Source organism: Desulfoluna sp. CYM3A, assembly GCF_056829965.1.
In genome coordinates this window covers 4,900,453-4,913,258 of record NZ_CP186556.1, presented here as the reverse complement: position 1 = coordinate 4,913,258, position 12,806 = coordinate 4,900,453, and the positions used below count along the sequence as shown (strand labels likewise).

Here is a 12,806-nt window from a genome sequence, read left to right as displayed (position 1 = left end):
CGATGCCCTGTACGAGGCGGTGCAGGGGCATATTGCGCGGCACTTTGACTGGCGCGTGGAGCGTGAGTGGATTCTTTTTATACCCGGCGTGGTCACCGGGTTCAACGTGGCCGCCCGGCTGGTGGGGGAGACAGAAGACATCGCCGTGCCCACCCCCGCCTATCCGCCGTTTTTGTCTGCAGCCAAAAACGCCCGGCGGCAGATGGTGAAGGTCCACCTGCCCGTGGAGGACGGCCGGCTCGTGATCAACCGTGAGGTGCTCGAAGCCCAGGTGACCCCGGAGAATGTACTTTGGCGGCCTTTCGCACCCCGTATAACCCCGGCGGTACCCTGCTTACACAGGACGAACTCGCCGGTATCGTTGATTTTTGCGAGGGACGGGATATTCTCATCTGCTCCGACGAGATCCATGCCGACCTGGTGCTGGACGAAAAGGCCGCGCATATCCCCACGGCCTCCCTCTCGGAAAAAGCCGCCGCACGCACCATTACCCTCATGGCCCCCAGCAAGACCTTCAACATCCCGGGCCTCGGCTGCTCCATGGCCATCATCTCTGATGAGAAACTTCGCACCCGCTTCAAGGCCGCCATGGAGGGCATCGTCCCCCACGTGAACCTCATGGGATACGAAGGGGCCACTGCCGCCTATATCCACGGCGGCCCCTGGCTGAAAGAGGTCTTGTCGTACCTCCGGGCCAATCGGGACTACGCCTTTGAACGCCTTGCCGCCATGAAAGGTCTCACCCCCCTCCTGCCGGAGGCCACCTACCTGATCTGGATGGATGCCCGGGACCTGGGCGTGGATAACCCTGCCACCTTTTTCGAAGAGAACGGCGTGGGCCTCTCAGACGGCGCCTACTTCGACGCCCCTGGCTGGCTTCGTCTCAACTTTGCCTGCACCCGTGCCCTCCTTGAAGAGGCCCTGGACCGCATGGAAAAAGCGTTGGAACAACTTTAAACAAGGCCTTCTGTGGTTAACGTCGGCTCAAAAAGCGTGCCTCCGGCGGCGAGGTGAGCCACCTCGAAAGCATATAGCCCTTGCGCTTTGTCCCTCGTTCCTCGGGCCAAAGCGCAAGGGCCTTCGGCTCGGGCTTCGCCCGATACAAAAGCCGGTAGCTCAGGCGGACAGGCTCTCAACCATCGAAGGTACGGGATACGCTATCATAGCTTGTCCATTATCGGTTTAACCGGACTGTCTCCAGCGGCAATGGGCCAAGCGTTCGCAAATGCTCTCGGCCTTCGCTTTGTCGTGCCGTCGGCCGGTTACGTCTTGGCTGAGTGGTGACACGCAGGCACGGGCGTAGGCGGATTCCTCAGGGTCGTCACATTTGCTGACGGGCTTCGCCCGTGGTAGGCGGTGTGGGGCACTTAACTATCTTCTTTCGTTCCCAGGCTCCGCCTGGGAATGGTGCATGGAGGCTCTGCCTCCACGCTGGAGTCCCTTCTCAATACCTCACACCGGCAAGGCGGAGCCTTGCAACAGACACTCCCAGGCCTCTCCTGAATAAGCGGTTGCCCCATGTCACACACCACGCGAATGCCCTGTGAGCGTTCGTATACCCGCCATCTCCATGCATTCGCCATAGGGTTTCCAGGTGCCCCCACCTGGCCGCCGGAGGCTTGCTTTTAAGCCCTGCCATCCGGCAGCATGGCGTGCAGCACTTCCCAGCCCTGGGCCAGGGAGTCGATGACAAGGTACTCCTCGTGGCTGTGGAAGCGGCCGCCCTGGCAGAGGCCCATGCAGACGCAGGGCCATCCTTTGGAGAGGGGGACGTTGATGTTGGTGCTCATGGGGATCTCTTTGGGGGTGATGCCGGTGGCGTCGTGGATGGCTTTGACGGCCATGGGTTCGATGCGGTGGCTCTCCACCGGGGAGGCCGCGGGGCGCTCTCCCGTGGTGGTGCAGGAGAAGGTGACGGCTTCTGTGACGTGGGAGGCAAGGCTCTCTTGCAGGTCCTGGTCCAGGCGGTTCAGGATCTTTGGGTCCACGCTTCGGAACTCAAATGTTGCCGAGGCCCCTGCGGCGATGGAGTTGATTCCTTCTCCACCCTGGATGGTGCCGACGTTGCAGGATGCCTGGCCGGGGTGGGTGGCGGTGATGGCGCCGAATCGGTGCTTGACGTCGGTGAGCAGGGCCATGAGGGCATCGATGGAGCTGGGCAGGCCGAAGTCGCTCCAGCTGTGCCCACCGGGGGCCTGGACTGCGATGCGGTAGCGTTTGGACCCCAGGGCCGTCAGGCAGATATTGTCGAAGTTCAGGTCAAAGGAGACAAAGAGGTGGGGCGGCTTTTCCTTTTCTGCCACCAGGTGCCGGATGCCTTTGAGGTTTCCGTCGCCTTCTTCCCCGGTGGAGAAGAGGATGAGAAGGGGGCGCTCCAGGGCATGCTGCGGTCACGAAGATCTGCGGCCAGGTGGGCCAGGAGGGTCACGGCAGCCAGGTCGTCGGCCACGCCCATGCCCACGAGCCGGTCTTTGTCGCGGGTCACTTTGGCCTCAAACCCTTCCTGCACCACGTCCATGTGGGCATCGAACACCACGGTCTCTTCCCAGGGGCCTTCTCCGAAAAGCACCCGGAGGTTGCAGGCGCCGTCCACGGAAAAGGGCACGCCCCGGGTGGTAAAAAAATCCTCCAGAACCTTTCGTCTCAACGTCTCTTCCAGGCTCGGCCCGGGTGTTTCCGCCAGGGTAATGAGAAGATCCATGCAGGTGTCTTGCTGAAATGGGGGGCGCATCGTGTTGTTCCTTTCGCGTTGTGGGGTGGGGCCGTGGCGAAACATCTTGTGCCGCCGGGATGTTGATGCATCCGTTGCCGCGGCACGTCGCCTGTCATCCACGACCATTACCACATGGACAAAAAACCGTTAAGTGAAAGACGGCGAAATTTTCCTTCGTCGCCATGAGACGGCGAGGCGTTTTCCTGAACAGGGATCATGAGAGTAAATTTTGAACTTCTACTTCCCTTGTGTTACCATCCCGCCACGATGTTTGCCTGCCCCGTAACTGAGGCATCGACGTGTGACGAGTTTATCTTTTATCACGAGGCCAGCCACCCATGGATGATCGCAGAGCGCAGAACCACAAGGCCTATATCTCTTTTCTCAATATCTTGATTCACTCACAAACCGAAGACGAGCTTGTGGACAAGCTTTGCCTTCTCCTGTCTTCCGGGGAGAGTCGCTACGACTATGCCTGGGTGGGGGGGCCGCCCGCGGCAAAGGGGGAGCTGTTGTCCGTGCGCGCCGGGGACGGCCTGGAGGCATTCTGCCCCGACCTGGCGATGATCCGGGGGGACGGCGCAGACAGGCTGGGCTGTCCGGCTGCAGTTTCCATGGCCGACGAGCGGACCTGCATTGTCCAGAATATCGAAACGGATTACAATTTTGCCCAGTGGCGCGATGAGGCCCTGAAGATGGGCTACTCCGCTGCGGTGAGTTTGCCCATTGCCCTTTCCATGGGGGAGTCGTGGGTCATCACCCTGTATGCGTCGGGCGACTATCTTTTTGATGCCGAGGAGCTGAACCTCCTGGGCGTACTGGCAAAGGGGGTGGGGGAGGCGGTCCACAAGTTGCGCCTGGGCGCCGGTCGCTTAAAGTCCATCAAGGCCCTTGCCAGGAGTGAAAAGATGTACCGGGCGGTGTTACGGAGGCCCAAGGCGCACCATCATCATCGACCACGAGATGACGATCCTTTTCTCCAACGAGCGGTTCGAGGCCATGGTGGGGTACACCCGGGAAGAGATCGACAACCGCATGAAGTGGTCCCAGTTCGTGGTCCCCGAGGACCTGGACCGCATGCAGCGCTACCACTACGGACGGCGAAAGCCCGGGGCGGATATCCCCATCGAGTACGAGTGCCGCATCCACGACAAGGCAAAGAACCTCACTTATATCTACATGAAGGTGGGGATGATCCCGGGCACCATGAACAGCATCGCCTCGTTCATGGATATCACCGAACGCAAGCTCGCCGAGAACAGCCTGCGAGAGAGCGAGGCCAAGCTCTCCGCCATTCTTACAACCTTCGAGGGGTTTATCTACATCATCACCACGGATCGTCGCCTGGAGTTCATCAACCGGACCCTGGAGGAGAAGATCGGCCGCAACGCCGTGGGGGAACTCTGCCACAAGGTGATTTACGGGCTGGACACCCCCTGCCCCTGGTGCACGGAGAAGGTGTTCACCGGAGAGACGGTGCGCCAGGAGGTGAAGAGCCCCAAGGAGGACCGCTGGTATTTTGCGGTGCGCACCCCGATTTTCGATACGGACCGCAGCGTGATCAAGGTGCAGTCCATCGTCCTGGACATCACCGACCGCAAGCTCACGGAAGAGGCCATCGCCGCAAGCGCCAAGCACTTGCGAAAGGAGAACCTCCGGCTTCGCTCCTCCATCCGGGAGCGCTACAAGTTCGGGGACATCGTGGGCAAGAGCGAGGTGATGCAGGAGGTCTACGAGCTGATCCTCAACGCGGCGGCCAGCAACGTCCACGTCATGGTCTACGGGGAGTCGGGCACCGGCAAGGAGCTGGTGGCCCGGGCGATCCACAAGATGAGCGACCGGAGTTCCAAGCCCTTTGTGCCCGTTAACTGCGGCGCCATCAGCGAGAGCATCATCGAAAGCGAGTTCTTCGGGTACAAGAAAGGGGCCTTCACCGGGGCCAGCGCCGACAAGAAGGGGTTTCTGGATATCGCCGATGAGGGCACCCTGTTTCTCGACGAGATCGGGGAGATCGGCCTCAACATGCAGGTGAAGCTCTTACGGGCCATCGAGGGAAGCGGCTACACACCGGTGGGGGGCACCCTGGTGCGTAAGCCCAACATCCGCATTGTGGCGGCCACCAACCGGAATCTCAAAGAGCTGGTCCAGAAGGGGCTCATGCGGGAGGACTTTTACTACCGCGTTCACATCATCCCCATCAAGCTGCCCCCCTTGCGCAAGCGCAAGGACGACCTGCCCCTTCTCATCGATCATTTTCTCTCCATGTATGCGGACGGGCGGGAGGTGGCGCCCATCACCGGGCGGCTCCTGGCAGCTTTTACCCGCTACCACTGGCCGGGCAACATCCGGGAGCTCCAAAACGTGCTGAAGCGTTACGTGACCTTGCGAAAGGTCGATTTTATGGAGCTGATGGAGGCGGAGACCCTCGTGGAGGATCCCGAAGAGGAGGAGGCCCTGCCCGACGCCGGGGTGGGTCTGACAGCGGCTGTGGAGGCCTTTGAAAGGCGGGTCATCGAAAATGCCCTGGAGAAGACCCGGTGGCAGAAGGGGCGAACGGCGGAGATTTTGGGGATCCATCGCAAGACCCTGTTTACCAAGATGCGCAAGTATGGGTTGAAATAACCACGTGGTGTGGTGATTCCGCCACAAAATGGCGTAAGCTATTCGAACCAAACAGGGAACGGTCGGAAGGGGGGAACGGGTTGTGGCGATATCGCCACATCGGTTCCCCCCTTCCTGTTCAGGGCCTCCGGTTCCTCTCTTTACTACTTTCCTTATGAAAAACAGGCTTCTGGAATCTTGTTGATAGAGGTGGCATGTTTGTTGCCCATGATTACTCATTGAAACGGCGTATGCGCCGGATAACGGTGGAATGGAATCGTCACCGGGTACCCAGCCCGGTTTCACCGGTTCGGCGGCACCGTGGGCCATGTTGTGCGGCAGCACTCCCCATTGACGCAGGGTCTCCCACACTCCCTGCAGGGGGGTGCCCCCGCCTGGCACCGCCTGTTGAGACTTACCATCGGCACAGGGAGGAGTTATGGGGTTCATCAACGATTACAAGAACAAGCTCATGTCGGCCATGGATGCGGTGTGTCTGGTTCACCCGGGGGACTGGGTGGACTACGGAGCGTTCTGTTGTGCCCCCGAATACCTGGACGCGGCCCTGGCCATGCGCCAGGACGAACTCTGGAACGTCAAGGTCCGGGCCCTGGCCTTTCCCGGTGTGGCCGCGGTGGCCAAGGTTCCCGCAGAAAGCGGTCGCTTTGTCTACAACAGCTGGCACTTCAGCTCAGGGGAGCGCAAGAGCCACGACCGTGGAAGCTGCCATTTCATCCCCTTTGTCTACCATGAAGGGCCGTCCCACTACCGACAGAACCTTCATTGCGATGTCTGCATGGTGCGCACGGCACCCATGGACAGCTTTGGCAATTTCAACTTCGGCATCGCCAACTCCTTTCAGCGGGCAATTATCGAAAACGCCCGCACCGTCATCGTGGAGGTCAATGAGAACATTCCCCGGTGCCTGGGCGGGGCCGAAGAGTCGGTGCACATCTCCGAGGTGGATGTGGTGGTGGAGTCGGACAACAAGCCCCTGCTCACCCTGCCGGACGCGGCGGTTACCGCCGTGGACAAGGCCATCGCCACGCGCATCGTCCATGAGATCGAGGACGGCTCCTGCATCCAGCTCGGCATCGGGGGCATGCCCAACGCCGTGGGCAAGCTCATTGCCCGTTCGGATCTCAAGAACCTGGGCGTGCACACCGAGATGCTCGCCGACTCCTACCTGGAGATGTTCGAGGCCGGAAAGATCACCAACAGCAAAAAGGCCATGGACCGAGGCAAGATGGTTTACGCCTTTGCCCTGGGAAGCCAGCGCCTCTACGACTTTCTGGACAACAACCCGTCCTGCGCCAGCTACGCCGTGGACTACACCAACGATTTGTTCAACATCGCGGCCAACGACCGGGTGGTCTCCATCAACAACGCCCTGGAGGTGGACCTCTACGGCCAGGTCTCCTCGGAGTCCGCAGGCTTTCGCCATATCACCGGCACCGGCGGGCAGTTTGATTTTGCCTACGGCGCGTATCACTCCAGGGGCGGAAAATCCTTTATCTGCCTCTCATCCACGGCAAGGGATGCCGAGGGCAAGCTCATCTCCCGCATCAGGCCGGTATTTGATCCGGGCACCGTGGTGACCCTGCCCCGGTCCATTACCCAGTACGTGGTCACCGAGTTCGGCATGGTTTCCCTCAAGGGCAAATCCACCTGGGAACGCGCCGAGGCATTGATCAGCATCGCCCACCCGGATTTTCGGGACGACCTGGTGCGGGAGGCCGAGAACATGCGGATCTGGTGTGCGGCCAACCGCAATGACGAGGTGCTTCACATGGTGGGGGCCTGCGCCTAAAGCGATAAAGCGCACAGGCACCACCTGCCATTCATTTACGACGGTTTTAGGCAATCGCGGCTTCGTCCCCCTTGTCGCCGGAGACAGTATTCATTCAGCTTTGATCATTACTCACACAACGATGAAAGGAACCGATTCATGGCTCAACTGATTGCAGACAAACGGGATATCGACTTCGTACTTCATGAACAGCTGGACGTCGGCACAGAGTACAAGGGCGGGTCCTATGCGGAGTTCAATCGAAAAACCATCGACATGATCATCGGTGAGGCCCGGAATCTGGGGATCAAGGAGATGCTCCCCCTGCAGAAGGTGGGGGATGACGGATGTACTTTTGACGCGGGCACCGTCACCGTGCCCGAAGGGTTCAAGCACGCCTACGACCTCTACTGCGAAGGCGAGTGGCTGGCCATGAGCGACGACCCGGAGTGGGGCGGCCAGGGCCTTCCCCATGCGGTCTCCATGGCGGCCAACGAGTACTTCTACGGCGCCTGCAACGCCTTTATGCTCTACAACATGCTCTCCCACGGCGCGGCCAAGCTCATCGAGAGCTACGGCACCGAGGCTCAGAAGAAACAGGTCCTGAAGAAGATGTTCTCCGGTGAGTGGTCCGGGACCATGCTTCTTACCGAGCCCGAGGCAGGCTCCGACGTGGGGGCCCTCACCACCGTGGCCACGAAAAACGACGACGGCACTTATTCCATCTCCGGCAGCAAGATCTTCATCTCCGGCGGTGAGCAGAACATGGTGGAAAACATCATCCACCCGGTGTTGGCCCGTATCGAAGGGGCCCCGGAAGGCACCCGCGGTATCTCCCTGTTCATGGTTCCCAAGTACCGCATCAACGAGGACGGCAGCCTGGGCGAGTTCAACGACGTGGTCTGCACCGGCATTGAAGAGAAGATGGGCCTCCACGGCAACTGCACCTGCTCCCTGACCCTGGGCGGCAAAGGCCAGTGCATCGGCACCCTTCTGGGCGAAGAGAACAAGGGCATGGCCGCCATGTTCCAGATGATGAACGAAGCCCGTCAGATGGTGGGGCTCCAGGGTTTTGCCAATGCCACGGCCTCCTACATCCACGCCCTGAACTACGCCCGTGAAAGGGTCCAGACCAAGGGGCTCACCGATCCGTCCGGGTCCGCCCCCGTGACCATCATCCACCACCCGGACGTCAAGCGTCAGCTCCTCATTATGAAGTCTTACGTGGACGGCATGCGAAGCCTTATCTACTTCGGCGGCCTCTGCCACGACAAGATCGCCATGAGCGAGGACCCGGACGAGCGCAGCAAGTACAGCCTCCTTCTGGAAGTGCTCACCCCGGTCATCAAGGGCTACATCACGGACAAGGCCTTTGAGGTCTGCAGCCACGGCATCCAGGTGTACGGCGGCTACGGCTACGTGGAAGAGTTTCCCGTGGCCCAGCTTTTGAGGGATTCGCGCATCTTCATGATCTACGAAGGCACCAACGGCATTCAGTCCATGGACCTTCTGGGCCGCAAGCTCGGCATGAAAAAGGGCAAGCCCTTCATGGACTTTCTGGAGACCATCCACCACACCATCGACCAGGCCAAAGAGATTCCCGACGTGGCGCCCCTGGCCGAGAACCTCCAGGCCTTTTTCACCAAGTACACCGAAGTGACCGCCGCCATCAGCAAGGCCGCCATGTCCGACAAGGTGCTGGACGCCTATGCCTTCTCCCATCCGCTTCTGGAGGTGACCGGCGATCTCACCATGGCCTGGATGCTCCTGTGGCGCGCCACCGTGGCCGCTCCCCTTGTGGAGAAGAAGAAAAAGGATGCCGCATATTACAAGGGCCAGGTCACCACCGCCCGGTTCTTCATCAACACCATGCTGCCCGCCGCCATGGGCAAAATGGATGCGATTCAAACCTGCGATGGTGCCGTGACCGCCATGGACGACGCAGGATTCGGGGGGAAATAGCATGACGGGCCCCGCCGCCACTTCGGGGCCTCCTTGCTGTTGAGAGAGGAAAGCCGGGGGGAGCCTTTTTGCAAAAAGGCTTGCCCCCGGATCCCGGATCGGAAATAGTTGTGAAGAGTTATCCATCTGCTTTGCACGGACGGAGCGTGGTGGCCGATGCGGGATCCCGAAGGCTGTGTGTATTGGTATATTTTATGATGATGTTGTTTTTTTGTAAGTAAAACTCCTGTGCAACAGGCAGTCCCGTTTGGTGTTCCGGACCGAAGGCCAAAGGGGCCTGCACCTTGGAGGCCAGGGGCGATGATTGCCCTGGCCGCCGGGGGCACATGGGAAATGGTTTTTGCATTGGGAGATGCCCCGGGAATCGTGCGACACCATGCATGGCATTCATTTTAAGGCCATGCCAGGAATAAATGACACATGACGGGATCATTCCATAAATCCTCAGCATGATTTTTTGATCGTTGCTTCGACACATAATGAGTTTAAGGCGGCGTTTCGTTATGTATTATTATTTTAGGGCATAGCCCTTAACGGGATAGGCACAAGATGACGGACACGACCAAGACGGCACTGGAAGGGTTGGGCAGCAAAGAGAAGGCGACGCTGGCCATGGACATGATGCATCGTATTATCATGCATCACGTCCTGTGGTTTACTGAGGTGAGGCATCAGATGGGCACGGAAAAAGCCCACGACACCCTCTGGAAAGCTTTGGAGACAAGCCGGGGTATCCAGCTGAAACGCCTCTCCAAGACCCTGGGCTTCGGCCTCACCGACGGCATTCCCGATGCGCTCCTTAACCTGGATGACGAGGCCATGGACGCGTTTCTGGAGTCCATTTCCATCAACTGGCTGGCCAACGACGGGGTGTGGTTCCAGTCCGTGGAGTTCACCCACGGGATGAACGACGCCAAACGTTGCAACGACTCCTGCTGGGCACATTTTTCACCCTTTGAGGCATCGGCCGTGAAACGGTTGCTGGGGCTCTCTGAAAAGCCCGGACTGGAAGGGCTCAAGACGGCCTTGAAATTCCGCATGTACGCGCGGATCAACGAGCAGTCCATTGTGGAGGAAGAGGAAAACAGCTTTGTTTTTCAGATGAACAAGTGTCGGGTCCAGACCGCGAGGCAGCGAAAAGGCCTGGACGACTACCCCTGCAAATCCGCAGGGCTTGTGGAATACCCCTCTTTTGCCAGGGCCATTGACCCGCGCATCCGCACAGAGTGTGTGGGATGCCCGCCGGACGCCCATCCCGACACCTGGGTCTGCGCCTGGAAATTTATCCTGGACCCGGAAGGGGGACGCTAAGCACCACCGATTATCGGGGTCGACCGTGACGGGTCGGCCCACACCGATGTTCTGGCTCAAATCTCTCCTTAATTCATGATGTTTCGGTTCTCTGCATCGATGTGACCCATGAATTGTACCAGCATTTCTTCCTGCCCTCTAACGTCCGACCGCGTTGGGGGTTCCACCGTGCTGTGAGCCAGAGCTTTTTTTCAAGGCACCGCCGTTGCTCGTTTTGAGGGACGGCGGTGTTTTTTTTGTGAATAGGAAATAGGAAATAGGAAATAGGGGATAGGGCAAAAAGGCGAAAGGCGAAGGGCGAAAGGGGAAAGGTGAAGGGTGAAGGGTGAAGGGTGAAAGGTGAAAGGTGAAAGGTGAAAGGTGAAAGGCGAAGGGCAAAAGGGGGACGGACGGCGTGAATGCCATAGCGCTTTGCCCTGAGGAACGAAGGGGAGAGCGCTGTGGCAATCTGCTTTCAAGGTGGCTCACCTTGTCGCCGGAGGCATGTTTTTTGCCTTTTTTAATTGTTAGTGGTGCCGCCGGATGAGCTTTCCGATGGTGAGGCCCTGGACCACGATGGAGAAGATCACCACCACGTAGGTCATGGTTACCAGGCCGTCGCGCACCGGGATGGTGGCGGGCAGGGAGAGGGCAAGGGCCACGGAGATGCCGCCCCTGAGGCCTCCCCAGGTGAGGATGGAGAGGGCGCCCTTGGCAAAGGGGCGGAAGGGCTTGAGCAGGGCCAGGGCCCCTGTGAGGGAGACGAACCGGGCCACAAGGACGATGCCGAAGGCCAGCACACCCAGGGCCAGGAATCGCTTGCTTACGGTGAGGATGAGGATCTCAAAGCCGATGAGCAGGAAGAGGACGGCGTTGAGGGTCTCGTCCAGGAGCTCCCAGAAGGTATCGAGGTGCTCCCGGGTTTTGTCGCTCATGGCAAAGGCCCGCCCCCGGTTGCCGATGAGGAGGCCGGCCACGACGATGGCGATGGGGCCGGAGAGGTGAAGGGCAAGGGCCAGGGCGTAGCTGCCGGTGACCAGGGCCAGGGTGATGAGGACCTCCACCTGGTAGTTGTCCACCTTGGCGAGCATCAGGTAAGCTATCCAGCCTGTGACCAGGCCCAGGACGAGGCCGCCGGCTACCTCGGTGGCGAACAGGGCCGCCACGTGGCCGAAGGAGAGTTGCTGCCTGGCCCGTGGCGATCTCCAGGATGGTGAGGAAGACCACCACCCCGATGCCGTCGTTGAAGAGGGACTCCCCGGTGATCTTGACCTCCAGGCTTTTGGGCGCTCCCGCTGATTTGAGGATTCCCAGCACGGCCACCGGGTCCGTGGGAGAGATGAGGGCCCCGAAGAGGAGGCAGTGGATGAAGGCCAGCTCCAGGCCCATGAGGCTTGCGGCCCCGTAGACCAGCACAGCGGTGACAAAGGTGGAGGTCACCACCCCCACTGTTGCAAAAAGGGCGATTTCAATCTTGTTTGCCAGCAGGTCGTCCATCTCCACATGCAGGGCCCCTGCAAACAGGAGAAAGGAGAGCATCCCCACCATGAGGGTGGTATTGAAGTCAATGCCGGAGATGAGCTTTGCCACCCCCGGGTCCAGCCCGAAGGGTGCCACCAGGATGAGCCCAAGGGACATGAGCATGGCGATCATCATGATGCCGATGGTGGCGGGGAGCTTGATAAAACGGTCGTTGATGAAGCTGAAAAGAGCGGCCAGGGAGATGAGGATGGCAATGGCGTTGAACAGGTGCATGGGTAGGGTCCTGAGCGGGATGGTGATCATGGGAATCAGCTGACGGCCGTGCGTTCATTTTTGCCTCCGGCGGTTTTGCCGGAGGCATGGTGATGGCGCGGCGACAGTTTACGTTGTTTTATGCGGGTATTTCGTCTTTGAGGGCAATGCCCCACTCCGTTGCAAGGAGGTCGGGTCGGTGGCCGGCAAGGCTTCGCTCGCCTGCCCACTGCATGAGCTCGCTGTCCCGGGCGGCGCCGGTGCACAGGAGGCCCTGGGCGGGGCGGATGCCGGCACGGCCCAGGTCGAGGCGGTCCGAGTCCCAGCAGACCCGCACGGCGAGGTCGCCGGTGATGAGGCCGTCGGTGTGGGCTTCGCAGGCGTGGGTGAGAAGGGCCAGCTGGTCTTCGTCCAGGGGGACGAGCCCCTCTTTGTGGAGGCGGCGGGCCAGCTCAGCGCCCCGGGCTCCGTGGCCGGGGTCAAAGCTTTCGGTTTTTCTGCAGGCATCGTGGAACACGGCAAAGTGTTCCACAACAGCGAGGTCAGCGTCGGTGAGGTCGGCCAGCAGGCGCCCGTTTTCAAGGACCCGGGCCCAGTGGGCAAGGCCGTGACGTCCTTCCAGGGGTTGGACGTACTGGGCAACGATGGCCTCGATGAGAGGTTTGGAGATCACGAGAGTCACCTGTATGCGGTTAAATTGACAGAAAGATCACTATA

Annotated in this window: 9 protein-coding genes and 2 pseudogenes; 6 read left to right on the top strand and 5 right to left on the bottom strand. The window is 60.0% G+C overall.

The features are described 5' to 3' along the window. The first annotated feature begins 291 nt into the window (after positions 1-291). The gene (locus ACOYW1_RS24850) at positions 292-957 is read left to right on the top strand and encodes an aminotransferase class I/II-fold pyridoxal phosphate-dependent enzyme (RefSeq protein ID WP_482420171.1); all 666 of its coding nucleotides are present in this window, start codon (positions 292-294) and stop codon (positions 955-957) included. Positions 958-1,625: 668 nt separating this feature from the next. Here ACOYW1_RS24850 and ACOYW1_RS24845 read toward each other — a convergent pair. After that, a complete protein-coding gene (locus ACOYW1_RS24845; RefSeq protein WP_482423816.1) occupies positions 1,626-2,360 on the bottom strand; it encodes a M20/M25/M40 family metallo-hydrolase in 735 nt (244 codons plus the stop codon). After that, positions 2,255-2,701: a hypothetical protein gene (locus ACOYW1_RS24840; protein WP_482420170.1), complete on the bottom strand. Its 447-nt coding sequence runs from the start codon at positions 2,699-2,701 to the stop codon at positions 2,255-2,257. The genes ACOYW1_RS24845 and ACOYW1_RS24840 overlap by 106 nt, the downstream gene beginning before the upstream one ends. A gap of 350 nt (positions 2,702-3,051) precedes the next feature. On the opposite strand from ACOYW1_RS24840, the pseudogene ACOYW1_RS24835 reads away from it, so the two are divergent. The 5 genes and pseudogenes from ACOYW1_RS24835 to ACOYW1_RS24815 all read left to right on the top strand — a co-directional run. Beyond that, a pseudogene (locus ACOYW1_RS24835) lies at positions 3,052-3,501 on the top strand (hypothetical protein); the annotation flags it as partial. Between the two features lie 112 nt (positions 3,502-3,613). Beyond that, a complete protein-coding gene (locus tag ACOYW1_RS24830) occupies positions 3,614-5,335 on the top strand; it encodes a sigma 54-interacting transcriptional regulator (protein WP_482420169.1) in 1,722 nt (573 codons plus the stop codon). Positions 5,336-5,753: 418 nt separating this feature from the next. Continuing rightward, entirely contained in the window at positions 5,754-7,124 is a 1,371-nt protein-coding gene (locus tag ACOYW1_RS24825) for an acetyl-CoA hydrolase/transferase family protein (protein WP_482420168.1), read from the top strand. A 138-nt stretch (positions 7,125-7,262) separates the two neighbouring features. Then, the gene (locus tag ACOYW1_RS24820) at positions 7,263-9,065 is read left to right on the top strand and encodes an acyl-CoA dehydrogenase (RefSeq protein ID WP_482420167.1); all 1,803 of its coding nucleotides are present in this window, start codon (positions 7,263-7,265) and stop codon (positions 9,063-9,065) included. Positions 9,066-9,614: 549 nt separating this feature from the next. Then, positions 9,615-10,376, top strand: coding sequence for a DUF6125 family protein (locus ACOYW1_RS24815; RefSeq protein ID WP_482420166.1), 762 nt, complete (start codon positions 9,615-9,617; stop codon positions 10,374-10,376). A gap of 506 nt (positions 10,377-10,882) precedes the next feature. On the opposite strand, the gene ACOYW1_RS24810 is transcribed toward ACOYW1_RS24815, so the two are convergent. From ACOYW1_RS24810 to ACOYW1_RS24800, 3 genes and pseudogenes are all read right to left on the bottom strand, one after another. Next, entirely contained in the window at positions 10,883-11,521 is a 639-nt protein-coding gene (locus ACOYW1_RS24810; RefSeq protein ID WP_482420165.1) for a cation:proton antiporter domain-containing protein, read from the bottom strand. Between the two features lie 76 nt (positions 11,522-11,597). Next, positions 11,598-12,008 (bottom strand): annotated as a pseudogene (locus ACOYW1_RS24805) (cation:proton antiporter domain-containing protein); the annotation flags it as partial. A gap of 220 nt (positions 12,009-12,228) precedes the next feature. Beyond that, positions 12,229-12,762, bottom strand: a complete 534-nt coding sequence (locus tag ACOYW1_RS24800; protein WP_482420164.1) for an HD domain-containing protein — start codon at positions 12,760-12,762, stop codon at positions 12,229-12,231. Positions 12,763-12,806: the final 44 nt, after the last annotated feature.

Excerpts from the sequence above, each read along its gene's own strand:
- ACOYW1_RS24825 (WP_482420168.1), top strand. The coding sequence starts at position 5,754 with ATGGGGTTCATCAACGATTACAAGAACAAGCTCATGTCGGCCATGGAT.
- ACOYW1_RS24840 (WP_482420170.1), bottom strand. The coding sequence starts at position 2,701 with ATGGATCTTCTCATTACCCTGGCGGAAACACCCGGGCCGAGCCTGGAA.
- ACOYW1_RS24820 (WP_482420167.1), top strand. The coding sequence starts at position 7,263 with ATGGCTCAACTGATTGCAGACAAACGGGATATCGACTTCGTACTTCAT.
- ACOYW1_RS24815 (WP_482420166.1), top strand. The coding sequence starts at position 9,615 with ATGACGGACACGACCAAGACGGCACTGGAAGGGTTGGGCAGCAAAGAG.